Raw genomic sequence first — 21,525 nt, forward strand, 5'->3', positions numbered from 1 at the left:
CTGATGTTGCAGCGCTGGCAGCGTCTGTCCCTGCGCGAACAACGCCTGATATTCGGGCTGAGCGTGTTTGTCCTGAGTGTCGCGGCATTCAGTCTGGTGTGGCAACCGACGCAACAGCGGCTTGCAGCAGCGGAGCGTCAGTATCAGCAACAACTGGCGCTGGCGGCGCAGCTGCAACAGGCGCGCCCCCGCAGTCATGTTCCCCAATCCGTCGATCAACCCCTGTCCTTGCGTATCAGCGAAAGCGCCTCCGCGGCCGGGCTTGAGCTGCATCAGATGGACAGCGACAACGAACTGTTGCGCCTGACCCTCAGCGGCGACGCCATGGCATTGCTGCCCTGGCTGGATCGCATCGAGCGCGACGGTGTTGCGTTGCAATCGCTGACGCTGGAAAAACGTGATGCCGTGCTGGAGGCGCGGATGGTGCTCAGATAGTTGCGCCGCTGCCCGGCAACGGCGGCAACTTCGCCAGCTTCAACGCGATCAGCAGCGCGATCACCAGCAGCGCACCGATGAACAAACCGATGCCGTTCCAGCCACCCACGTGCCAGAACACACCGCCCGCGGTGCCGGCGATGCTCGAGCCGGCGTAGTAACTGAACAGGTACAGCGACGATGCCTGGCCCTTGGCCTTGGTGGCGCGGCGACCGATCCAGCTGCTGGCTACCGAGTGGGCACCAAAGAAGCCGAAGGTGAAGATCAGCATGCCGATGATCACCAGCGGCAGCGGGGTAAACATCGTCAGGGCCAGACCGCCGAGCATCAACACGATGGTGCTCCAAAGCACTTTGCGCCGACCGAGTTTGTCGGCCAGCGAGCCGATTTTTGCCGAGCTGTAGATGCCCGACAGGTACACCACCGACAGCAAGCCGACGAAGGCCTGCTCCATGTGGTACGGCTCGGCCAGCAAGCGATAGCCGATGTAGTTGAACAGGGTGACGAACGCGCCCATCAGCACAAAGGCTTCGAGGAACAACAACGGTAGACCGGCATCGCGAAAGTGCATGGTGAAACCGTCGATCAGGCTGCGCGGGTGCAGCGAGCGGGCGCGGAAGTTGCGCGATTCGGGGAGGATTTTCCAGAACACCGCCGCTGCAATCAGGGCCAGGCCGCCGATCACCAGCATTGCCGTGTGCCAGCTGACGAAGTCGATCAACACCCCGGTAATCAACCGCCCGCTCATCCCGCCGATGGCGTTGCCGCCGATGTACAGGCCCATCGCCAGGCCGATGTGTTGCGGATGAATTTCTTCGCTCAAATAAGTCATGGCGACCGCGGCCAGACCACTCAGCGACAAGCCGATCAGCGCGCGCATCACCAGCACCCCGTGCCAGCTCGGCATCATCGCGCTGGCCATGGTGCACAGTGCGGCGGCAAACAGCGCCGCGACCATTACCGGTTTGCGCCCGACGCGATCTGAGATCGGGCCGGTGATCAGCAGGCCGATGGCGAGCATCCCGGTAGCCACCGAGAGGATAAGGCTGCTCTGTGCCGCGTTGATCGAATATTCGTGGGACAACAGCGGCATCATCGGCTGCACGCAATAGAGCAGGGCGAAGGTCGCGAAGCCGCCGCAGAACAGCGCCAGCACCGTACGCATGAACGCCGGCGTGCCTTTTTCGATGTAGATCTCCTTGAGTTCAGCGACGACATCGTCCTGCACGGCAGGTGGAACTTCATGGGCAAGTGGAGCGACAGCAGTTTTCACGTTGAACCTCAAAAGGGTGCAGCCGGTCAGGCAATGAAAAAAGCATATAGCTGGCTAATGATTCAATCCAATATATTGTTCGACCTGTTTGATAGCTTTTACGACCTAATGGAAATCACATGGAATTGCGTCATCTGCGCTACTTCATCGCCGTCGCCGAAGAACTGCACTTCGGCCGCGCCGCACAGGTGCTGGGCATCTCGCAGCCGCCGCTGAGCCAGCAGATTCAGGCGCTGGAGCAGGAGGTCGGCGCGCGGTTGTTCGAACGTACCAATCGTCGGGTGGAGCTAAGCGAGGCCGGTCGGCTGTTCCTCGAAGAGGCGCGACTGGTGTTGGCGCAGGTCGACAAAGCGGCGGATGTGGCCCGGCGGGCGCAATTGGGTGAATTGGGTGAGCTGAAGATCGGCTTCACCTCATCAGCACCGTTCAACTCGACCATCCCCCAAGCGATATTCTCGTTTCGCCAGCGCTTCCCGGCGGTGCACCTGAATTTGCGGGAAATGAGCAGCACTCAAGTGGCCGATGCGTTGGTGGACGAGTCGATCGAGGTCGGGATCATGCGTCCGCTCGGGCTACCCGACTCGCTCAGCGTGGTCGAGTTGATGCGCGAGCCACTGGTCGCTGTGCTCAGTTCCAAGCACCCGTTGGTCAAGGACAGTGAAGAGGGCTTGTTCCTGTCGGCATTGGCCCTCGAACCCTTTGTCTTTTTTCCACGCAGCTACGGCAGTGGTCTGTACGCGCAATTGCTCAGCCTGGCTCGGGATGCCGGCTTCAGTCCGCACTTTGCCCAGGAGGCGGGTGAGGCGATGACGATCATCGGATTGGTCGCTGCGGGGTTGGGGGTTTCGGTGTTGCCCGCGTCTTATCAGCGGATGCGCATTGATGGCGTGGTCTATCGGCCATTGCTCGATCCAGCGGCCATATCCGCCGTGTGGCTGGTGCAGCGCAAAGATCAGAAATCGCCGATGGCGAGGGCGTTCGTGGAGTTGTTGACGCGCAAGGTCGAGCCCCTGCAATCGTGACACTGTAGGAGTCGGCTTGCTGGAGATGGCGGTCTGTCAGGCAACATTGATGTCGACACACCCGCCGCTATCGCCAGCAAGCCGGCTCCTACAGGATTTTGCTTACGACCAACGCTTGAAAATCAACGAAGTATTCACCCCGCCAAACGCAAAATTGTTGTTCATCACGTACCGGTTGCTCATCTGCCGAAACTCGCCGCGCAGGTAATCCAGCTTGCCGCAATGCGGGTCAACGTCGTCGAGGTTGAAGGTGTGGGCGTAGAGGTCGCGGTTCATCATTTCGATGCTGAACCAGGACTCCAGTGCACCGCAGGCGCCGAGGGTGTGGCCGAGGAAGCTCTTTTGCGAGCTGATGGGCATGTGTTCGCCGAACAAGCTGCTGGTGGCCATGGTTTCGGCGATGTCGCCCTGTTCGGTCGCGGTGCCGTGGCCGTTGACGTAGCCGATGTCCGACGGTTTGAGCCCGGCATCTTCCAGCGCCAGTTCCATGGCTCGACGCATGGTGACTTGCTCAGGGCGAGTGGTGTGCTGGCCGTCGGCGTTGCTGCCGAAACCGACGATCTCGGCGTGGATGTGCGCACCGCGAGCGAGCGCATGTTCCAACTCTTCCAGCACCAGCATGCCGCCGCCTTCACCGATCACCAGACCGTCGCGGCCCTTGTCGTACGGGCGTGGGGTGGATTGCGGGGCGTTGTTTTTCAGGCTGGTGGCGTACAGCGCATCGAAGACCATGGCTTCGGTCGGGCACAGTTCTTCGGCGCCGCCGGCGAGCATCAGCGGCAGGCGACCGAACTTGATGGCCTCGTAGGCGTAGCCGATGCCCTGGCTGCCGCTGGTGCAGGCGCTGGAGGTCGGGATCAGGCGGCCAGTGAGGCCGAAGAAGATGCTGATGTTCGCCGCCGTGGTGTGCGGCATCATGCGCACGTAGGAATTGGCGTTCAGGCCCTCGGCCACCGAGTTGAGCAGCATGTTGCCGAACGCCTTGATCTCGTCGGTGCTACCGGTGGACGAGCCGCAGGCGACGCCCATGCGTCCGTCCTTGATCGATTCATCGCCCAGCAACCCGGCGTCGGCCAACGCCATCTCCGCCGCACCCACGGCAAGCCGCGAAACCCGGCCCATGCTGCGCAGTTGCTTGCGGGTCCAGTGGCTCGGCACCTTGAAGTCATCAATCGGTCCGGCCAGGCGAGTGTTGAGTTCGGTGAAGCGATCCCACTCGTCCATCCGCCGGATGCCGCTGCGGTTGGCCGCGAAGTGGCCGGCGATGGTGTCCCAATCGTTGCCCAGGGAAGTAATGCCGGCCATGCCGGTGACAACCACGCGTTTCATCAGCACAGGCCTCCATTGACGGCCAGAACCTGCCGGGTGATGTACGACGCTTCCGCCGACATCAGGAAATTCACCGCGCCGGCCACATCTTCCGGGGTGCCCATGCGTTGTGCGGGGATCATTTTCATCAGTTCTTCCACGGGCACATTCTCGTCGAGCATGGCGGTGTCGATCAGGCCGGGTGCGACACAGTTGACGGTGATTTTGCGCTTGCCCAGCTCGATCGCCAACGCCTTCGCCGCGCCGATCAACCCAGCCTTCGAGGCACTGTAGTTGACCTGGCCACGGTTACCGATCAACCCGGACACCGAGGTGATGCAGACAATCCGCCCAGCGGCGCGACGACGAATCATCGGCATCATCACCGGGTGCAGCACGTTGTAGAAGCCGTCGAGGTTGGTGCGCATCACTACATCCCAATCATCCTCGCTCAGCGCCGGAAAAGCACCGTCACGCGTCAGGCCGGCGTTGAGCACCACGCCGTAATAGGCACCATGGGTTTCCACGTCGGCTTCGAGAATGGCTTTGCAACTGGCGCGGTCAGATACGTCGAATTGCAGGATGCGCGCGTTGCGCCCCAAGGCTTCGATTTCGGCCAGCACTGCCTGCGCATCGGCCAGGCCGCTGCGGCAATGCAACACGATGTCATGCCCGGCCTGAGCCAGGCGCAGGGCGATGGCGCGGCCGATACCACGGCTGGAACCGGTGACCAGTACGGATTCAGTCATGGCTGCGTTCCTTGTGAAGAACCTTGCGGTTCATGAAGGTATTGAGTGGGCTGGGGCGGGCGATACACGTTCAACCGCGCGGTGGCGTGAATGCCGGGCGCATTGATGTGGCATTCGAATACGCCCATGCCGTTATCGTCTTCCAGCGAGCGGAGGCCGTGGATGGTCAACTCGGTGCCGGCCGGAAAGCTTTCGACATTGCATTCGAACTTACGGCTGCCGAGCAGGAAGCCGAGTGCCACCGCATCGCCGCGCTGGCGCGCATGGCAACCGGCGTAGGCCGCCACGCTCTGCGCCATCAACTCGATACCGACCCAGGCCGGCAAGCTGCCGTCAGGAAGGTTGAACAGGCCATCGGGCTTGACGGTGAGGCGGGTGTGAATCTGTTCTTCATCGAACGCGAGGATCTGGTCGATAAGGATCATGTCGCCAGCGTGGGGCAGCAATTCGGCGAGCGGCCAGTCAATCATGGTGCATCTCCGATAATCAGGCTGACGTTGTTGCCACCGAAGGCAAAGGAATTGCTCATCAAGTAGCGGGGACCAGTGGACGCCAGGCGATCGGTCGGGGTCACCCATTTCAGGGCAGGCAGATCGGGATCCGGTTGGCCATCCCAGACATGCGGCGGCAGGGCATGCTCGCGATTGTCCGTGTTCAGGCTCAGCCAGCAGAACGCCGCCTCCAGCGCGCCAGCCGCGCCGAGGGTGTGGCCGGTCATGGGTTTGGTCGACGAGCAGGGCACGCCGGCCGGGAACAACGCCGCCACGGCCTGGCTTTCCATGGCGTCGTTGTGTTGAGTGGCGGTGCCGTGCAGGTTGAGGTAGGCGATTTGTTGCGGTTGCAGGCTCGCCCGGCTCAGGGCCTTGCGCATGGCTTGCAGGGCGCCACGGCCGCTGGGTTCCGGGGCTGAAATGTGGTGCGCATCGGAGCTGGCGCCGCTGCCGAGCAGGGCAATTGATGGTTTTTCTCCTGCACGTTTAGTCATCAGGAACAGTGCCGCGGCTTCGCCGATGTTGATGCCGTTACGGTTGACCGAAAACGGATTGCAGCGCTGTTCGGATACCGCTTCAAGCGCCGAAAAACCGTTGAGGGTCAGCTTGCACAGACTGTCGACGCCGCCGCACAGCACCGCGTCGCAAACACCCAGATCCAGCAGACGCTGGGCGCTCATCAGCGCGCGGGCGCTGGACGTGCAAGCCGTTGAAATCACATAGGCCGGCCCGCTCAATTGCAGCCAGTCGGCGAGAAAAGTCGCCGGCGCACCGAGTTCCTGTTGCTGATAGTCGTATTGCGGCGGGAACTGCTGCTCGCGAATGTAATGGGCCAGGCCCCGGCTGGCTTCTTCGATGCCCGAAGTGCTGGTGCCCAGCACGATACCGATGCGGTCGCGACCGTAGGTCTGGATCGCTTGATCGATGTCCTGGCGAATTTGCAGCGCGGCTTCCAGCAGCAGTTGATTGTTGCGTGTGTGTTGACGGGCCAGCTCAGCGGGAATCGCCACCAGTTCGCCACGGACCGCGCCCACCGGCAACGAGCGCTCCGGCACCCAGCCAGCTTCGCTGCGCATGCCAGAACAATCGCCGGCAAACAGATGGCGGGCAACTTCGTCCTTGTTGCGGCCCAGGGAGCAGATCACGCCAAGGGCGTTCAGATAGGCCGTCATGGCGCATCACCACTCAAGGGCGTGACTAGATATTTCGGGCCTTTGGGCAGGTTCAATTCAAAGCTCATCGGTTGTGAATAACGGACATCCCAGCGCTCCGGCAAGGAGCGTTGTGCGCCATGTTGCCAAGCGCCGGGATAGTTGCCCTGCAACTCATCTTTCGGGGTCAGCGCAAACAGCAGCGCCGCGAATAACTCCCGGGCTTCCGGGTTGGGCGGCAGCAAGCCATCGGCGTGCCACGATCCGTCAGCCAGTTTCTGGCGTGCCTGCGGAATGCCCAGCAGGTCCATCATCGACCAGCGTATGGCCGGGCCCTCACGCTGGATCACCAGCACCCAGTCCTGACGTTGTTCCGCTTGCAGACGCTGGATGTGCAGTTGCATCGGCAACGGCAGGTCCGGGGTTTTCTCGGGCAGCGGTGCCTGGCTGGCGCAAGCACTCAGCAGCAGGATGCAACCAAGCAGCAGGAAACGAGCGCAGGTGTTGCTCAGGTGGCTCATGTTCCATCCTTTGCGCAGAGTTCCGAAATCATTTTCAGACGGCGCTTGGCTTCGCTGACGAACGGGTTGCGTTCGTCCCAGGCATAGCCGGCAAGAATCGAGCTGATCATGCGGCGGATCTCCGGTGAGCCGCCTTCATGGTAAATCACGTCCTGGAAGGTCCCGTTGTACCAACCTTCGACGTAGCATCGGAACGTGTCGACCCCGCGTTTGAGCGGTGCGGCAAACTCGCTCTGCCAGTCGACCGGTTCGCCTTGCAACTGGCGGTGCAGCACGGCGGAGGCCATGCTCGCCGAGCGCATGGCGATGGTCACGCCGGAGGAAAATACCGGGTCGAGGAATTCCGCGGCATTGCCGAGCAAGGCGAAGCCCGGCCCGTGCAGGGTTTTGACGTTAGCCGAGTAACCGCCGATGGTACGCGCCGGGGTGTCCCACACGGCGTTGCCCAGCACACCGGCCAGGCTCGGGGTTTCATCGATGAACCCACGCAGGCAATCGTCCAGATTGTCGGTGCGACCGTCGAAATGTTCCTGAGCGGCAACCACGCCGATCGAGCAGCGCCCGTTGCTGAACGGGATGGTCCAGAACCACACATCACGCTTCGTCGGATGAGTGGTGATGAGGATCTTGGTACGGTCGAAATCCGGGTGATCGATGTGATCTTCGACGTGGGTGAACACGGCTTGGCGCACCGGGAAATTCGACGGTGCCTCAAGGTCGAGCAAGCGCGGCAGGACACGGCCGTAACCGCTGGCGTCGAGCATGAACCCTGCCTCGATGCGGTACTCGCTGCCATCCTCACGGCGTACGCCAAGCTGCGGTTTGGACTGATTGATATCAACGCTGACGATGGTTTCGCCGTAGCGAATTTCCACGCCTTGCAACGCGGCCTGATCGGCCAGCAGCTTGTCGAAATCGGCCCGTTGTACCTGGAAGGTTGTCGGCTTGCCGTGGGTGAACGTGTCACCGAAATCAAAAGCGCTATAGCGCTCACCCCATGCGAACGCGGCACCGGTTTTCAACTGGAAACCGGCGGCGTTGACGGCATCGAGCATGCCCGCTTCTTCGACGAAATCCAGGCAGTGCGACAGCAGGCTTTCGCCGATGGAGAACCGTGGGAAATGCTGTCGCTCGATCACCAATACGTCGTGACCCTTGCGCTTGAGTAGTGCAGCGGCGATGGCGCCTGACGGGCCTGCACCAATAACCACGATCTGACGACGTTCGATTTCAACGGTTGGCATGGGGGCTCCTTGCCGGGGCGGCAGCTTTCAGGGGAATCCGGTGCATACCGGCCAGTGCCGGCAGCAGTGTGGCGATCAAGCCCATCAGCATCAGCGCAAAGTACAGCGGCGGGCTGATGAGTTGTTGTTGCAGCAGCAGGTTGAGAAAGACGATCTCGCTCAAGCCACGAATGTTCAACAGCACACTTTCCCGCCAGCGGCTGGCGCCGTGGAACGAGGCGCCGGCCCAGCCGAGGCCGAGCCAGTTGCCCAGCAGTTTGCTGATTATCGGTAACAGTAGCAGCGCCGCAAGTTGCACCCAGCCGAGGCTGTCCATCGCGCTGTGCACGTTGATCTGCACGATGCCGAACGTGAGGATCAGCGGGATAGCGATGTACGTTTGCAAGCGAATCATCCAGCGCACCGGGAACGGCAATATCAGCGGCGCTTTCAACGCGGCCATGAGCAACAGATAACCGATGCCGAAAATCAGCGCGTTCAGTTTGTAATGTTCGGCGACCACCAGTAGCGCGAAAAAACAGCCGCTGTACAGCCACGCCTGACGCAGACCCAGCAAACGCAACAGCACCGGCAGGCAGGCGCCGGCCAGCGGTAGTAGCAGACTGCTCAGGTGCAGCGTGCCTTGGGCGATGGCGAACAGGGTCCAGCACGTCAGGTCGATGAGGATGGCGGTTTGCACCAGTCGCCGGGTAGCGGCGGGCGGGTAGTCGATGTGTCGCAGGTACAGGTACAACACCGGAATCGCGGTAATGGCGAACAACAGCCCGATTGCCAGCGAACTGATCCACGGTTGCGGCGGCAACAGCCAGATCGCCGTGGCAATGCCACAGGTGAACGGAACGCAGAAGCTCGGCAGGGCAATTTTCAGGCTCTGGCGATCCAGTTGCAGGTCGATCACATCGCTGAGGATGTAACCGAGCAGCAGCGCGAAACTCAGGCTGTAGAGGTTTTTCAGCCAGATCGGCGACACCAGCGCGGCGCCGCTCAATTGCCAATGGGGTTCGATCCAGAAGTACATCAACAGCGGAAGGCCGACCGTTGCGAACAGTAACTGACTGACGATCGGGATCAAGCCAAGGTGGCGCCCGGCGCGAGTCGCCACGGCAAACAGCGCCAGGGCCATCGCCCAAAACAGCACGACCATCACGCTGCTGGCTCCGCGACGTGGGCCGCCTGCACATGTCGCCCCGCCCAAGGTGCGAGCAAGAAACTGAAGATCAGGCCCAGGCTGACTGACAGCCCGAAGTTGCTCACCGCCGGTGTGCTCGACACCGCCAGCAGACCGAACGATAGCCAGGTGGTCAACGCCGCCAGCAAGGTGCCCAACAGGCTGACGGCGGCGCCGCCGACCTGTTCGCGCATGAGGATCGCGTAGTCGACGCTGATCGCCGTCACCAGCAGCAGGCCGAACAGGCTGAACAGAGTCAACGGCTGGCCCAGCCAACCGAGGCTTGCGAGGCTGCACAGCGCCGCGAGCAGTGGCAGGGACACGATGCGCAGCGCACCACCGAAACCGAACGGCAGGATCAATACCAAAACGATCAGCACGCATGAGGCAAGTTTCAGTTCGGCGGCGCTGATCTGCGTGGCGGCGAAGACCTCGTTCAACTCACCCAGGCGATCCACCAGCACTACGCCCTGCAAATCCTCGGCCTGGACCCGCAGCAGGGACGGATTGTTCAAACCTTGCAGACTGACCATCGCCGCTACGCCATTCTCGGTCGGCCCGAGCCACAGTGTCCGATAAGGCTCGGACAAAGGGCCGGTCAACGCCGCGTCGATGTCTTCGGCGGGCAACGCTTGCAACTTCGCCAACTCGGTTTGCAGCGCCTCGACCGGCACACCGACATCGAGCAACGGTTGCCAGAACTGCGGCAGTTTGCTCAACGCTTCACGCGCTTGCTGCTGTGCGCTTGGCGGGCTGATCAGTTGATTGAGCGAAAGGTAGCCCTGGAGTTTTTCCAGGTTGACCAGTTGATCCAAGCGGTCGCTCAAGGCGCCCAGGCGTTCGAGCAATTGTTGTTGATCGGCCGCCTGCACCAGGAAGAACTGGCTGGTGGGTTGATAGCCGGTAATCCGCGCGATGGTCTGCGCTTCAGCGGTCAATTGCTGCGGTGCGCCGACCCACTGGCGGATGTCATTTTTAGCCTGGAGCTGCAACAGGCCACCGGCGCAAAACGCAATCAGCAGCGCCAGCAACACCGGCGTGCTCAGGTGTTTGAGCAGCGCTTCGCGACATCTCAGCAAAAACTCGGAAACCCGCAACGGCCACTGCGCAGGTCGCAAATCCACACCCTTGAGCAACGCCGGCAGCAGGCACACGGCAGACAGATAAGCACCGAGCAAACCGGCGGCGGAGAACACTGCGATTTGGGTCAGCGCCGGGAATGGCGTCCAGGCCAAGGCGAGGTAGCCGATGGCGCTGGTGATCAGGCTCAGGGTCAGGCCCGGCAACGTCAGACGCAAGGCCGGCCAGCTGTGCCAGGGTTTCAGGCTCCAGCTCTTGGACAGGTAATGCAGCGGGTAATCGACTGCGACACCGATCAGGCTCGAACCGAGCACCAGCGTCATCACGTGCATGTGGCCGAACAGTGCCACGCAAGCCACCGCGCCGAACAGCATGCCCACCAGCACCGGAACGAACGCCAGCAGCACACGCCAGCGGCGGAAGGCCAGCAGCAAGAGCAGCAAAATCCCCACCGTGGCGCCGCCGCCAACCCAAGTCATTTCGCGGGTGGCTTGCCGTTGACCGTTGGCCGCGTACAGCAAGCCGCTGGCGGCGAGCAATTGCACATCGGACTGGGCGGCCTGTTCGCGGCTGTGCTGGAGCAGGTCGGCCACTTGCAGCGGCAGGTTCATGTCGAAGGCATTGCCCGTGGTTCGTGCGCGCAGCAGCACCCAGCTTTTGCCGTCGGCGTCGGCGATCAAGGCGCCGCTGCCGAGGTCCAGTTGCACCGATCCGTGTTGCGGCTGGCTGTTCTGGATACGCCCGGTCAGGCCCAGCCAGTCGTCCTGGCTCGGCACCAGGCTGAAACCGGTGAAGGGATCGAACAACGCCTGCACCCGTTGCTGGATAAAGGCGTCGGGGTGTTCGATCAACAGTTGGCGATCATCCGCCGAGAGCATCGCCAATCGGCCTTGCAGCAGTTGCGTGCGCAGGGCGGGCAAGTCGGCTTGCAGGTTCCACTGGACCTTTTCAAACAGACCGCTGGCTTGCCACTGATCGTCGAGTTTTTGTGCCATGGCGATGGCTTGCTGGCGATCAGCATGACCGACCAGCACCAGCATTTCGCGGTTCAGCGGTTCTTGCATGCGTTGTTCGGCGCGCAGTTCCAGGGCATCCGGCGCGGTGCCGGGCACCAGTTCCATCAGGTTGGCCGACAGCGGGGCGCCGTCACGCCATTGCCAGCCGGCGAGCGCGAGCACCACCAGCAGCAGGATCAGGAACAGCCGTGGAAGCATGCGTTCACTCGGCAAAGTCATGTTGCTCCGCGTCGCTCAACGGTTGGGTGCTGGTGCTGTCTTGCATGCGCAGCAAAGTGCTGTCGCCCTGGGTTTCCAGCAGTTCGATGCTGTGCACCAGCTCGCCGCCGGTGATGTTGATCTGGTTGAACACTTGCTTGAGCAGCATCGAACGCGGCAGCAGTGTCAGCTTCCAGTTCTGCGCATCGCCATTCAGCGATAGCTCGAAATCCCGTTGCAGACCGCTGCTGTCGCCTTGCAACACGGCGAGGAACAAGCGGTTCTGCTCGGCCCCGGCGCTCTTGCCCGGCAACATCTGCCAACCATTGGCGTCGCGCCGGGCAATGCCTTTGGCGGTGATGCGGTAATCCTGCTGCAACGGTGTTTTCAGCAACCACAGCAAACCGTGGTTTTTTGCCAGGACGAACGTGCCTTTGCTGGTCAGCGGCTGGGGCAGGGCGCGCAGGTGTTTTTCCTGGATGAAGCTGCCGTGGATCACGTCGGGTTTGGCCAGTTGATCGCTCAGTTGTTGCAGATCGAAGGCGTGAGTGAGCGACGACAAACCAAGAAGCACCAGCGCAGCAAGGCACTGGAACACACGTGGCGAGCGAGCTTGCTCGCGCTGGGCTGCGAAGCGGCCCCAATACGGCAGGTGTGAGTGCTGCGCACTCAAGCGCGAGCAAGCTCGCTCGCCACAAGGAGTTCGGCGGCCATCGATTTGTGGGTTCATGCCAGCATCCTTTCGACAGCATCGGTGAACACCTTTGGCGAGGCCAGCTGCATTTCGCGGTTGTTCATGTCGACGGCGACCTGCACGGAAACGGCGCGGGTCAGGCGTTCGCCGGTTTCCACATCGCTGATCAGGTAGTTGATCTTCAGACGGTTCTCCCATTCCACCAGGTTGGCCCGCACATTCAGCTTCTGACCGAACACCGCAGCGCGTACGTAGCGCAGTTGCAGGTCGATCACTGGCCAGGCGTAGCCCGATTCGGACATGGCGCTGTAGTTGTGGCCAATCTTGTCCAGCAACGCGCAACGGGCGACTTCCAGGTACTTGATGTAATGGCCGTGCCAGACGACGTGCATGCTGTCGACGTCAAAGAACGGCACGAGGATTTCCGTATCGGTGTGAAGCACTCCCTTGCTACGCATGCAGCCTCCAGTGTTGTTCAGCGATACGTTGCAGGCACAGGCGCAATTCGCCTTCCAATGCGCGGTCTTCGATGACCGGTGGGAAGTCCTTGGCCAGTTCTTCGTGCATGGCGGCGAGGGATGGCGGCAATGGCCGCGCATCTTCGGCCTGACCGCGCAGCCACACGCCCTGATTGGCGGCGAGCAGAGTGGCGGCGGCGACCTGTTCGGTCAGCTCCAGCACACGAATCGCATCGCGGGCGGCGATGGTGCCCATGCTCACCTTGTCCTGGTTATGGCATTCGGTGGAACGCGAGAACACGCTGGCCGGCATGGTGTTTTTCAGCGCTTCGGCGGTCCATGCGCTGGTGCCGATCTGCACGGCCTTGAAGCCGTGATTGAGCATGGCGCGCTCGGCGCTGGCGCCGGACAGGTTGCTTGGCAAACCGTGGTTGTAGCGTTCGTCCACCAGCAGCGCGAGTTGCCGATCCAACAAGTCGGCGACGTTGGCCACGAGGTTTTTCAGACTGTCCATGGCGAACGCGATGTGGCCGCCGTAGAAGTGTCCGCCGTGCAGTACGCGCTCGGCTTCGGCGTCGATGATCGGGTTGTCGTTGGCGCTGTTGAGCTCGATTTCGATGAACGAACGCAGCCAATTCAGGCTGTCGGCCAATACGCCGAGGACGTGGGGCGCGCAACGCAGGGAATAGCGGTCTTGCAGGCGATGAAGCGGCGCGGTCGGCGCGTCGATCGCCAGGTCTTTGCGCAGCCATGCGGCCACCTGCATCTGCCCCGGATGCGGCTTGGCGGCGAACAGGCGCTCGTCGAAATGCTCGGGGTTGCCTTGCAGCGCGACCACGTTCAGCGCGGTGATACGCGTCGCCAGTTGCAGCAGGTAATCGGCGCGGGCGTAGGCCAGGCAAGCGAGGCCGGTCATGACGGCGGTGCCGTTCATCAACGCCAGCGCCTCTTTCGGGCGCAGCACCAGTGGCTGCCAACCGAGTTCGCGATGCACATCGGCGGCCTGACGGCGTTCGCCGCGGAACATCACTTCGCGCTCGCCGGACAGGGTCGCCGCGACATAGGACAGCGGCGTCAAATCACCGCTGGCGCCCACCGAGCCTTCTTCCGGAATCAGCGGCAGGATGTCGTGTTCGAGAAACGCTTGCAGGCGCTCCAGCAGTTCCACGCGCACCCCGGATACACCGTGGCACAGGGACTGCAAACGCGCCGCCAGCACTGCGCGGGTGGCTTGGGCGTCGAGCAGCTTGCCCAGTCCGCAGCCATGGAAGGTATACAGATGACGCGGCAGCGCCTCGACGTGATGCAGCGGCACCGCCACCACGCAGGAATCGCCGTAACCGGTGGTCACGCCGTAGATCACGCCTTCCTTGTCCAGCAGGGAATCGAGGAACTGCGCGCCCTTGGCGATGCGCCGGCGAAACTCGGAATCGCCTTGCAACTGCGTCGGCGCCTGACGGTTGGCCAGGGCCAGCACGTCTTCGATGCGCAAAGGGAGTTCGCCGAAAGTTACCGGCTCAAGCGTTGGCGTCGTCATCGGTCTTCCAGAAAGGGTAAAAGTTGAACCATTGTTGAGGCGCGTCGAGGCAATAGTGACTCAGGCGCGCGGCATAGCGGGAGGCCCACTGATGAATGACCTGCTCGCGGTCGCTGCGCTTCCAGATGATCGCTTCGGCGAACGGCTCGATCGTCAGCCGATAATCGCCGTCGGGCTTCTTCAGGCACATCAATAGGTTGATCGGGCATTTCAGCAGACCGGCCAACAACCACGGCCCTTGCGGGAATTTCGCCGGGTGGCCGAGGAAATCCACGGTCACGCTGCGCCCGCCATGCAGCGGAACGCGGTCACCGGCAATCGCCAGCCACTCGCCACGCTCCAGGCGCTCGTGCAGTTGCAGCATGATCACCGGGTCCAGCTCGCTGACCTGAATCAGGCGCAAATTGGTCGCGCCGGCCTCGCCGAGCAAGCGGTTGAACTGCTCGGCGTGTTTGGTGTGCACCAGCACGTTCATGGTGACCCTTTCGCCGATCTCCGCGAGGGCGCGGCACACTTCGAGATTACCCAGATGCGCGCCCACCAGCATCTGCCCGCGAGTTCCGCGCAATTGGTTGCGCAGCAGGGCCGGGTCGATGATTTCGATCTGCTCGATGCTCAGCTTGCCATTCCACACGTCGAGCTTGTCGAGCATGGAATCGGCGAAGGCCATGAACTGGCCAAACACCCGCCAATGGCTCGGGCGCAAGTCGTCACGACCGCTCCAGTCGGCCAGGCGTTGCTGATATTGCCAGGCGCTGTGACGGGCGCTGCGACCGAACAGGAAAAAATACAGGACGATGCCGTACAGCAACGGGCTCAGCAGTCGACGGCCAAGTACTTTGGCGGCGACCGCAGTGAATTTCATCAGCCAGAAACTGCCGCGCTCTTCGCGGTCGGCCCAGTGTTGTTTTTCAGTGCTCATGCTCGCCACCGTCGCCAGAGGATCACGGGCGAGCGCAACAACATGCCGAAGAACAGCCGGGTGTGCATGCTCGAAATCAGTACGTTGTCGTGGAACATGCGGAAATGCGAAACACCGTCCAGCGGGTAATGGACTCGGGTTTGCAGCCATTGCATCGGCTGATTGCGCCAGGCCAGGCGCACCAGAATGTCCGAGTCGAAATCCATGCGTTTGCCGATCTTCGCCGAGTCGATCAGCGTCAGCGTCGGTGGCAATGGGTAGACCCGAAAGCCGCACATGGAATCGCGTATCTGCAACGACAAAGTGTTGATCCAGACCATGACGTGGGTCAGGTAGCGCGCGTACAAACGCCCCTTTGGCACGCTGTCGTCATATTGCGGATAGCCGCAGATCACCGCCTCGGGATGGGCGCGAGAGTGCTCTATGAAACGTTTGACGTCTTGCAGGTCGTGCTGGCCGTCGGCATCTACCTGCAAAGCGTGGCTGAAACCCAGGCGTGAGGCTTCACGCAGACCGGTCATTACCGCTGCGCCCTTGCCCTGATTGGCGGCGAGGCGGATCAGGTGAATGTTGTCACGCCGGGCCAGTTGATCGAGCACTTTTGCGCACGATGGACTGCTCGCGTCGTCTACCAGAATGCACGGTAGATCGCTGGCGAGCAGCGCCTCGACGACCGTGGTGATGGCGGTTTCGTGGTTGTAGACCGGGATGACTGCGCAGGGGTTATGCATGACCGCAAACCTTGTGGCGAGGGAGCCTGCTCCCGCTGGGCTGCGAAGCAGTCCCAATTTTGGCGAGCGCTTCGCACTCGAGCGGGAGCAAGCTCCCTCGCCACAAAGGGTAGTCCTGAGTCAGGAAGCTCCGTTGGTTACGCATGCGCCGCCTCCAGCAAAATCCGCCCGCTGGAGCAGGTGGCGGTTTCGTTGCGGTAGGCAAAATACAGCTTGCCGCGTGCCGGATCGAAGCGCAGGTGCAATTGCACTTCATCGCCCGGACGCACCAGTTGCTGGAATTTCAGCACTTCCATACCAGCGAATTTTTCCGGCAGGTTCATCAGTTGCTGGCCCAGTTTCAGCGCCCACTCCACTTGCACCACACCGGGCAACACCGGTGCCCGAGGAAAATGGCCGCTGAAGTAGGCCAGATCCGGCGGTACCGCCAGTTGCAGGCTCCATTCGCCGTCGACTACGACTTGCTCCAGCACTTCCGGCGCCTTGGGGCGTGGGGCCAGCAGCAGGGCTTCGACGTCGGCCTGGGGCAGTTTGCCCTGAGTGTTCAGCGGCAGTTGTCGCAGCAAACGCCAGCGCCGTGGCAAGGCCAGGGCTTCGCAATGCTGGCTCAGGTGTTGGCGCAGTTCTTCGGTCAGGGTGCGTCGACCCTGGTTGCGCAAGGCGTGCAATCCCGCTTCGGTCAGCACCAGCAAAGCCCCGAGCGATGCACGGTTTTCCTGAACGACGCCGAGGCGCGCTTCGGCGACCCACTCATGGGCCATCAGCGCCTTTTCAAGCATCGGCAGCGAGATACGTTTTTCTTCCAGTTTGACGATCCGGTCCAGCCGCCCGAGCAGTTCGAATCGGCCATCGGCGGCGATTCGCGCAGCATCGGCGGTGTGTTCGACATGGCCGGCCGGCAAGTAGGGCGAGGCGATCAGCAGCGCGCCGTCATCGTCCTGGCTCAGTGCTACATCGGCGAAGGGCTGCCACAGGTCATGACCCTGACGCCAGGCAATGCCACCGGTTTCGGAGCTGCCGAAGATTTCCGTCGGCCATTGCTGCAGACGATGATGCAGACTTTGCGCAGCTTCGGCCGGCAGCGCGCCACCGGAAGAAAACACCCGACGCACCGCACTCAGCGCCGGCCAATCGAGGTTATCACCCATACGCTTGAGCAGCGCCGGGCTGGCAACCCAGGCGAACGCCGGATGTTCGCGGCTGGCGCGCTGCAAATCTTCCGGGAAGGCCAGTTGCTTGCGCACGAACGGGCGACCGGCGCACAGCGGCCACAGCACGCGGAACAGCAGGCCATAAATGTGTTGGGTCGCGACGCTGCCGATGATGCATGCCGGGCCCAGTTCGGCGCCCCACAGTTGTTCCAGGGCTTCGACTTCATTGACCAATTGGCGCAGGGTTTTGTCGATGCGCTTGGGTTCACCGCTGGACCCGGAGGTGCACAGGCTCAGCGAACAGCGATCCAGGTCGAGTGCCGCAGCGCTGAGTGGCGGATGGTTGAAATCGCGCAGGTGCGCGTCATCGGCCTGATCGGTCAGCCACAAATCCACTTCGCCTGACCAGCGTTGGCGGGTCTGGGGTTGCAGGTCGGCCGGCAGCAACACGCTGACCCCGGCACGCCAGGCACCGAGCAAGGCAATCGCCAGGTCGGCAGCGTCTTCAAGATGCACGGCGATGCGCTGCACACCTTGGGCTTGCAGGCCGGCGGCCAGGCTCAGGGCCTGTTCGTACAGTTGTGCGTGGTTGAGCAGCGGTTCGGCCGTTACGGCACGTGCCGCTTGCGCCTTGAGCAGCAGGTGCTCAAGTTTTATCCAATTCATGGGTGGCCTCGTACCCGTTGTCGTATCAGCCATTCAATGGCAAACATCAGGCCTATCAATCCGTAGGAAATCAGGCCGGTGTACAACATCCACCAGCTCAGCGGCGCCCACAGCGTCAGGGCGGCGGCGCACAAACCGTTGCAAAGAAAAAATACGCTCCAGGCGATGGTCACCTGGCGGGTATAGCGAATGCCCTTGGCCGGCAGGTGCGGTTCACGCAGACGGGCCAGGCGTTCGACCATTGGCGGGCCGTAAACCAGGCTCAGTCCGAACAGGCCCAGCATGAATCCGCTGATCAGTACCGGATACCAGCGCAACAGCACCGGGCTGTCGAACAGCGCCAGCAACAGGCAGAAGACGATGGCCACTATGGCCATCCAAAGGCTGCCTGGCCGTCGTCTGCCGGTCAGCGCGCGGGCCAGCCACAGGCTGCCCAGCAGCAGGCCGAACTGCCACGGCGCGAAATGCTGCATGCCGAAATAAACCGCAAAGGGGTACAGCAAGCCCGCCAGCAGCAGGCCGAGGCCGATCAGTCGGCTCATGCGGCCGGTTGAACCAGACGGTAGACCGCCTCGACCACGTCGCTGACGGTACGCACCGATTTGAATTCCTCGGCCGCGATTTTCTTGCCGGTCTGACGTTTGATGTGATCGATCAGGTCGACCGCATCGATGCTGTCGATTTCCAGGTCCTGGTACAGGTTCGAATCGAGGCTCACGCGCTCGGGGTCCAGTTCGAACAGCTCGACCAAGGCATCGCGCAAGGTGTTGAAAATGTCGTCACGAGTTTGCATGGTCCGGTCTCAAGCTGCCTGTTTTGCAGTGACGAACGCCGCAAGGCTCGCCACGTTACTGAAGTGATTACGCGTGTCCTTGGCGTCGGCGTCGATTTTGATGCCGTATTTTTTCTGGATGGCCAGGCCGAGTTCCAGGGCGTCTACCGAGTCCAGGCCCAGGCCTTCGCCGAACAAAGTCTGGTCGTCGCCGATGTCTTCGGCGCTGATGTCTTCGAGGCCGAGGGCATCGATGATAAGCATTTTGATATCACGGTGCAGATCGCTCATCTTCGGCGAGCTCCTTAATAAAGTAAGAATGTAGATAATCGTTGAGCTTGCGCGAAGCCTGCGGCGCAGGGCCCAGCGCGGCGAAGGCCTGTGGATCTATATCGGCCCCGACCCGGAAACTGAAGTGCACGCGGCGCTTTGGGATCCGATACCAGGGCTCGGCCTTGGACAATGTGGTCGGGCTGACCTTGATGATCACCGGAGTCAGGATTTTCGCACCCCGCAGGGCAATCGCCGCACCCCCCCGATGAAAGGCCGGCGCCTGGCCCGGTTGGGTGCGGGTGCCTTCGGGAAAGATGATCAGGGTCTGGCCGTTTTTCAGCGCGTCGGCGGCGGCATCGAGCATGTCCATGCTGCCGTCGTTACTGATGTATTCGGTGCGGCGCAGCGGACTGCGGGTGAAGGGGTTTTCCCAGAGGCTTTGCTTGACCACGCAATTGGCGTGGCGCACCAGGCCGATCAGGAACACCACGTCGATCAACGACGGGTGATTGGCCATGATCATCTGCCCCGGTCTCCCGAGTTTTTCTGCGCCCTGGATGTCGTAGGTCAGTACCCCGGCGCGGGCCATGAAACGGATGAAAAACCAGAAACAGCGACTGACCGTGTGCCGCGCGCGTAACCGGTGCGTCTGGGCATCGCCCGGCAGGCAGCTCAGCAACGGGAAAACCAACAGACGCAGGCACAGACCGCCCAACCCGAACAGTGCGAAGCTCGCGGCAGTGGCCAGCAGGCGCCAGTAATAGGCGTCGCGGTGCTTTTCAGTCATGGGTTGCGTTGCCAGGTCCATACACGATTTTTCCAGGCATGTTGGCAGGTGGTTTGCTGGCCTAGCAGGATTTGCAACAGATTCAGCGCGTGGGGCCAGCGGGATTTGGACAACGCATCCGTGGGGCTGTTCAGGGACAGCTGCCAGTCATTGCCGGGGGTTATCAACAGACCGACGGCATAGGGGAACGGCACATCGTCGATCCAGGTCGAGTAAGCCTCGGGCGGTTGTTCTTCAGTGACCACCAGCAATACCGCGGGCGCGCCTTCGTTCAACAGGGCTGCAGCCTCCAGCATGCCGTGTTCCAGACCATCGCCGGCCGCCGCGAGGGCAGTCATTTCGCTGGTTTCGCCGCGCAGGATCGACCAGAGGCCGATGATCGCGTTGTGCACCGAGAGGCTGAACTGGGTGGGCGACAGCGGCTGATCAACCGCCAGTTCGCTGAGAATGTCGAATGTGCGCGGGGTTTCGCCGTGACGGGATACAAAGACCAACGGCAAATCCTTGCGGCTCTCGGCCAATGGCCAGCCGACGCAGAACGCCATTCGCGCCAGACGGCTGAGTCGCCGGCGCTGCATGGCCGGCAGAAACGAGACATCCGGGGCGGCATCGCTGCCCGGCAGCACGACCGGTTGTCGGCTCCAGGCTTGCCAATCGTCCACGCTTTCGAGCCCTGGGGCCCATGCGCGCCACTGGGCGATGTTGAAATTGATCACAGACATTCATCCCGCCCTTGCAGGCATCGTTGACGCGATGAGTGGCCGACAACCACGACTCACCTACGTGGCGATTGCGCCGAGTGGCGCGCATTATCCGGGTGCGGCGGACGTGTAGCAAATAGTGGTTACATTTTGCTCAGTGTTATGTCCCGAATGGTTCAAAAAAACTGAATATTTGACAATTATTCCGGTTACTACGCGCCCGTTTGTCGGTTCAGACTCGGGCCGTGGTGCTTTTTTTACTTGAGATGACCAATGACCGAGCAGTCCTTCTGCCGGGGAGGTAGATAAGCAACACCGAGGGCCACTACACTCGGTCATTCTTTGATACACGGAGGTTTTGACATGCGGCGCGTGGTGTTCAATCAGAAAGGTGGCGTGGGCAAGTCCAGTATTGCCTGCAATCTGGCGGCGGTCAGCGCCAGCGAGGGTTATCGCACCTTGTTGGTGGATCTCGATGCCCAGGCCAATTCCACTCAGTACCTGACGGGACTCACCGGTAACGACATTCCGATGGGGATTGCCGATTTCTTCAAGCAGACCTTGTCTTCCGGGCCTTTCTCCAAGAAAAACCAGGTCGATATCTACGAAACCCCGTTCGACAACCTTCACGTCATCACCGCCACCGCCGAGCTGGCCGACCTGCAGCCCAAGCTTGAGGCCAAGCACAAGATCAACAAGCTGCGTAAGTTGCTCGAAGAGCTTGATGAGGATTACGACCGGATCTATCTGGATACGCCGCCAGCGCTAAATTTCTACGCAGTATCAGCGTTGATTGCCGCTGATCGTGTGCTGATTCCCTTCGATTGCGACAGTTTTTCGCGTCAGGCGCTTTACGGGTTATTGGCGGAAATAGAAGAACTGAAAGATGATCACAACGAAGGGTTGGAGGTCGAAGGCATCGTGGTCAACCAGTTCCAGGCACGTGCCAGTCTGCCCCAGCAGATCCTTGACGAGCTGATTGCCGAGGGCTTGCCGGTACTGCCGGTGTATTTGGGCAGTTCGGTGCGCATGCGCGAATCCCATCAGGCCAACACACCGCTGATCCATCTCGATCCGCGGCACAAGCTGACACAGCAGTTTGTCGAGTTACATAACTTGCTGGAAAAAAGCTGATCTTTGCTAATCGCACATAAACACTGTGGGAGATTCTATGTTG

The 21,525-nt window shown here is 61.6% G+C and carries 23 protein-coding genes; 3 read left to right on the forward strand and 20 right to left on the reverse strand.

The genetic code is table 11. The annotated features are described in order from the left end of the window. The first annotated feature begins 3 nt into the window (after positions 1-3). A complete protein-coding gene (gene gspM / locus NL64_RS13880; RefSeq protein ID WP_034148663.1) occupies positions 4-435 on the forward strand; it encodes a type II secretion system protein GspM in 432 nt (143 codons plus the stop codon). Here the strand turns inward: gspM and NL64_RS13885 are convergent. Continuing rightward, positions 428-1,708 carry an MFS transporter gene (locus tag NL64_RS13885; RefSeq protein ID WP_034148632.1) on the reverse strand — a complete coding sequence of 427 codons (1,281 nt, stop codon included), beginning with the start codon at positions 1,706-1,708 and terminating at the stop codon, positions 428-430. The genes gspM and NL64_RS13885 overlap by 8 nt on opposite strands. 119 nt (positions 1,709-1,827) lie before the next feature. Here NL64_RS13885 and NL64_RS13890 point away from each other — a divergent pair, with 119 nt between their 5' ends. Then, positions 1,828-2,730, forward strand: coding sequence for a LysR family transcriptional regulator (locus NL64_RS13890; protein WP_034148633.1), 903 nt, complete (start codon positions 1,828-1,830; stop codon positions 2,728-2,730). Between the two features lie 102 nt (positions 2,731-2,832). Here NL64_RS13890 and NL64_RS13895 read toward each other — a convergent pair whose 3' ends face one another. The 19 genes from NL64_RS13895 to NL64_RS13985 form a co-directional block, all read right to left on the reverse strand. Next, positions 2,833-4,059, reverse strand: coding sequence for a beta-ketoacyl-ACP synthase (locus NL64_RS13895; RefSeq protein ID WP_034148634.1), 1,227 nt, complete (start codon positions 4,057-4,059; stop codon positions 2,833-2,835). Continuing rightward, entirely contained in the window at positions 4,059-4,787 is a 729-nt protein-coding gene (fabG, locus tag NL64_RS13900; RefSeq protein ID WP_034148635.1) for a 3-oxoacyl-ACP reductase FabG, read from the reverse strand. Before fabG ends, NL64_RS13895 begins: the two co-directional genes overlap by 1 nt. After that, complete coding sequence (locus NL64_RS13905) at positions 4,784-5,257, reverse strand: hotdog family protein (protein WP_034148636.1); 474 nt, start codon at positions 5,255-5,257, stop codon at positions 4,784-4,786. Before NL64_RS13905 ends, fabG begins: the two co-directional genes overlap by 4 nt. Further along, a complete protein-coding gene (locus NL64_RS13910; protein WP_034148637.1) occupies positions 5,254-6,450 on the reverse strand; it encodes a beta-ketoacyl-[acyl-carrier-protein] synthase family protein in 1,197 nt (398 codons plus the stop codon). The genes NL64_RS13905 and NL64_RS13910 overlap by 4 nt, the downstream gene beginning before the upstream one ends. Next, a complete protein-coding gene (locus tag NL64_RS13915) occupies positions 6,447-6,950 on the reverse strand; it encodes a hypothetical protein (RefSeq protein ID WP_034148638.1) in 504 nt (167 codons plus the stop codon). The genes NL64_RS13910 and NL64_RS13915 overlap by 4 nt, the downstream gene beginning before the upstream one ends. Further along, positions 6,947-8,194: an NAD(P)/FAD-dependent oxidoreductase gene (locus NL64_RS13920; RefSeq protein WP_034148639.1), complete on the reverse strand. Its 1,248-nt coding sequence runs from the start codon at positions 8,192-8,194 to the stop codon at positions 6,947-6,949. The genes NL64_RS13915 and NL64_RS13920 overlap by 4 nt, the downstream gene beginning before the upstream one ends. After that, a complete protein-coding gene (locus NL64_RS13925; RefSeq protein WP_034148640.1) occupies positions 8,181-9,338 on the reverse strand; it encodes a hypothetical protein in 1,158 nt (385 codons plus the stop codon). The genes NL64_RS13920 and NL64_RS13925 overlap by 14 nt, the downstream gene beginning before the upstream one ends. Further along, positions 9,338-11,677, reverse strand: a complete 2,340-nt coding sequence (locus NL64_RS13930; RefSeq protein WP_034148641.1) for an MMPL family transporter — start codon at positions 11,675-11,677, stop codon at positions 9,338-9,340. Before NL64_RS13930 ends, NL64_RS13925 begins: the two co-directional genes overlap by 1 nt. Then, positions 11,661-12,386: an outer membrane lipoprotein carrier protein LolA gene (locus NL64_RS13935; RefSeq protein ID WP_223503347.1), complete on the reverse strand. Its 726-nt coding sequence runs from the start codon at positions 12,384-12,386 to the stop codon at positions 11,661-11,663. Before NL64_RS13935 ends, NL64_RS13930 begins: the two co-directional genes overlap by 17 nt. Beyond that, entirely contained in the window at positions 12,383-12,808 is a 426-nt protein-coding gene (locus NL64_RS13940; RefSeq protein ID WP_034148642.1) for an acyl-CoA thioesterase, read from the reverse strand. The genes NL64_RS13935 and NL64_RS13940 overlap by 4 nt, the downstream gene beginning before the upstream one ends. Then, positions 12,801-14,345 carry an HAL/PAL/TAL family ammonia-lyase gene (locus NL64_RS13945; protein ID WP_034148643.1) on the reverse strand — a complete coding sequence of 515 codons (1,545 nt, stop codon included), beginning with the start codon at positions 14,343-14,345 and terminating at the stop codon, positions 12,801-12,803. The genes NL64_RS13940 and NL64_RS13945 overlap by 8 nt, the downstream gene beginning before the upstream one ends. Then, positions 14,326-15,267, reverse strand: coding sequence for an LpxL/LpxP family acyltransferase (locus NL64_RS13950; RefSeq protein ID WP_034148644.1), 942 nt, complete (start codon positions 15,265-15,267; stop codon positions 14,326-14,328). Before NL64_RS13950 ends, NL64_RS13945 begins: the two co-directional genes overlap by 20 nt. Further along, the gene (locus NL64_RS13955; protein WP_034148645.1) at positions 15,264-15,998 is read right to left on the reverse strand and encodes a glycosyltransferase family 2 protein; all 735 of its coding nucleotides are present in this window, start codon (positions 15,996-15,998) and stop codon (positions 15,264-15,266) included. The genes NL64_RS13950 and NL64_RS13955 overlap by 4 nt, the downstream gene beginning before the upstream one ends. 137 nt (positions 15,999-16,135) lie before the next feature. Then, complete coding sequence (locus NL64_RS13960) at positions 16,136-17,815, reverse strand: acyl-CoA synthetase family protein (protein WP_034148646.1); 1,680 nt, start codon at positions 17,813-17,815, stop codon at positions 16,136-16,138. Then, complete coding sequence (locus NL64_RS13965) at positions 17,812-18,357, reverse strand: membrane protein (protein WP_034148647.1); 546 nt, start codon at positions 18,355-18,357, stop codon at positions 17,812-17,814. The genes NL64_RS13960 and NL64_RS13965 overlap by 4 nt, the downstream gene beginning before the upstream one ends. Next, positions 18,354-18,608, reverse strand: coding sequence for an acyl carrier protein (locus NL64_RS13970; protein ID WP_008025124.1), 255 nt, complete (start codon positions 18,606-18,608; stop codon positions 18,354-18,356). The genes NL64_RS13965 and NL64_RS13970 overlap by 4 nt, the downstream gene beginning before the upstream one ends. 9 nt (positions 18,609-18,617) lie before the next feature. Further along, entirely contained in the window at positions 18,618-18,878 is a 261-nt protein-coding gene (locus NL64_RS13975) for a phosphopantetheine-binding protein (protein WP_034148648.1), read from the reverse strand. Then, complete coding sequence (locus NL64_RS13980) at positions 18,859-19,668, reverse strand: lysophospholipid acyltransferase family protein (protein ID WP_034148649.1); 810 nt, start codon at positions 19,666-19,668, stop codon at positions 18,859-18,861. The genes NL64_RS13975 and NL64_RS13980 overlap by 20 nt, the downstream gene beginning before the upstream one ends. After that, complete coding sequence (locus NL64_RS13985; RefSeq protein WP_034148650.1) at positions 19,644-20,369, reverse strand: beta-ketoacyl synthase chain length factor; 726 nt, start codon at positions 20,367-20,369, stop codon at positions 19,644-19,646. Before NL64_RS13985 ends, NL64_RS13980 begins: the two co-directional genes overlap by 25 nt. Positions 20,370-20,711: 342 nt before the next feature. Here NL64_RS13985 and NL64_RS13990 point away from each other — a divergent pair, with 342 nt between their 5' ends. Next, positions 20,712-21,482, forward strand: a complete 771-nt coding sequence (locus NL64_RS13990; RefSeq protein WP_034148651.1) for a ParA family protein — start codon at positions 20,712-20,714, stop codon at positions 21,480-21,482. The last annotated feature ends 43 nt before the right edge of the window (positions 21,483-21,525 follow it).

This window comes from Pseudomonas fluorescens (genome assembly GCF_000802965.1).
Lineage (GTDB): Bacteria > Pseudomonadota > Gammaproteobacteria > Pseudomonadales > Pseudomonadaceae > Aquipseudomonas > Aquipseudomonas fluorescens_A.

What these genes read in the sequence shown, in the direction of transcription:
- gspM (WP_034148663.1), top strand. Translation starts at nt 4, where the DNA reads ATGTTGCAGCGCTGGCAGCGTCTGTCCCTGCGCGAACAACGCCTGATA.
- NL64_RS13890 (WP_034148633.1), top strand. Translation starts at nt 1,828, where the DNA reads ATGGAATTGCGTCATCTGCGCTACTTCATCGCCGTCGCCGAAGAACTG.
- NL64_RS13895 (WP_034148634.1), bottom strand. Translation starts at nt 4,059, where the DNA reads ATGAAACGCGTGGTTGTCACCGGCATGGCCGGCATTACTTCCCTGGGC.
- fabG (WP_034148635.1), bottom strand. Translation starts at nt 4,787, where the DNA reads ATGACTGAATCCGTACTGGTCACCGGTTCCAGCCGTGGTATCGGCCGC.
- NL64_RS13905 (WP_034148636.1), bottom strand. Translation starts at nt 5,257, where the DNA reads ATGATTGACTGGCCGCTCGCCGAATTGCTGCCCCACGCTGGCGACATG.
- NL64_RS13910 (WP_034148637.1), bottom strand. Translation starts at nt 6,450, where the DNA reads ATGACGGCCTATCTGAACGCCCTTGGCGTGATCTGCTCCCTGGGCCGC.
- NL64_RS13915 (WP_034148638.1), bottom strand. Translation starts at nt 6,950, where the DNA reads ATGAGCCACCTGAGCAACACCTGCGCTCGTTTCCTGCTGCTTGGTTGC.
- NL64_RS13920 (WP_034148639.1), bottom strand. Translation starts at nt 8,194, where the DNA reads ATGCCAACCGTTGAAATCGAACGTCGTCAGATCGTGGTTATTGGTGCA.
- NL64_RS13925 (WP_034148640.1), bottom strand. Translation starts at nt 9,338, where the DNA reads ATGGTCGTGCTGTTTTGGGCGATGGCCCTGGCGCTGTTTGCCGTGGCG.
- NL64_RS13930 (WP_034148641.1), bottom strand. Translation starts at nt 11,677, where the DNA reads ATGACTTTGCCGAGTGAACGCATGCTTCCACGGCTGTTCCTGATCCTG.
- NL64_RS13935 (WP_223503347.1), bottom strand. Translation starts at nt 12,386, where the DNA reads ATGAACCCACAAATCGATGGCCGCCGAACTCCTTGTGGCGAGCGAGCT.
- NL64_RS13940 (WP_034148642.1), bottom strand. Translation starts at nt 12,808, where the DNA reads ATGCGTAGCAAGGGAGTGCTTCACACCGATACGGAAATCCTCGTGCCG.
- NL64_RS13945 (WP_034148643.1), bottom strand. Translation starts at nt 14,345, where the DNA reads ATGACGACGCCAACGCTTGAGCCGGTAACTTTCGGCGAACTCCCTTTG.
- NL64_RS13950 (WP_034148644.1), bottom strand. Translation starts at nt 15,267, where the DNA reads ATGAGCACTGAAAAACAACACTGGGCCGACCGCGAAGAGCGCGGCAGT.
- NL64_RS13955 (WP_034148645.1), bottom strand. Translation starts at nt 15,998, where the DNA reads ATGCATAACCCCTGCGCAGTCATCCCGGTCTACAACCACGAAACCGCC.
- NL64_RS13960 (WP_034148646.1), bottom strand. Translation starts at nt 17,815, where the DNA reads ATGAATTGGATAAAACTTGAGCACCTGCTGCTCAAGGCGCAAGCGGCA.
- NL64_RS13965 (WP_034148647.1), bottom strand. Translation starts at nt 18,357, where the DNA reads ATGAGCCGACTGATCGGCCTCGGCCTGCTGCTGGCGGGCTTGCTGTAC.
- NL64_RS13970 (WP_008025124.1), bottom strand. Translation starts at nt 18,608, where the DNA reads ATGCAAACTCGTGACGACATTTTCAACACCTTGCGCGATGCCTTGGTC.
- NL64_RS13975 (WP_034148648.1), bottom strand. Translation starts at nt 18,878, where the DNA reads ATGAGCGATCTGCACCGTGATATCAAAATGCTTATCATCGATGCCCTC.
- NL64_RS13980 (WP_034148649.1), bottom strand. Translation starts at nt 19,668, where the DNA reads ATGGACCTGGCAACGCAACCCATGACTGAAAAGCACCGCGACGCCTAT.
- NL64_RS13985 (WP_034148650.1), bottom strand. Translation starts at nt 20,369, where the DNA reads ATGTCTGTGATCAATTTCAACATCGCCCAGTGGCGCGCATGGGCCCCA.
- NL64_RS13990 (WP_034148651.1), top strand. Translation starts at nt 20,712, where the DNA reads ATGCGGCGCGTGGTGTTCAATCAGAAAGGTGGCGTGGGCAAGTCCAGT.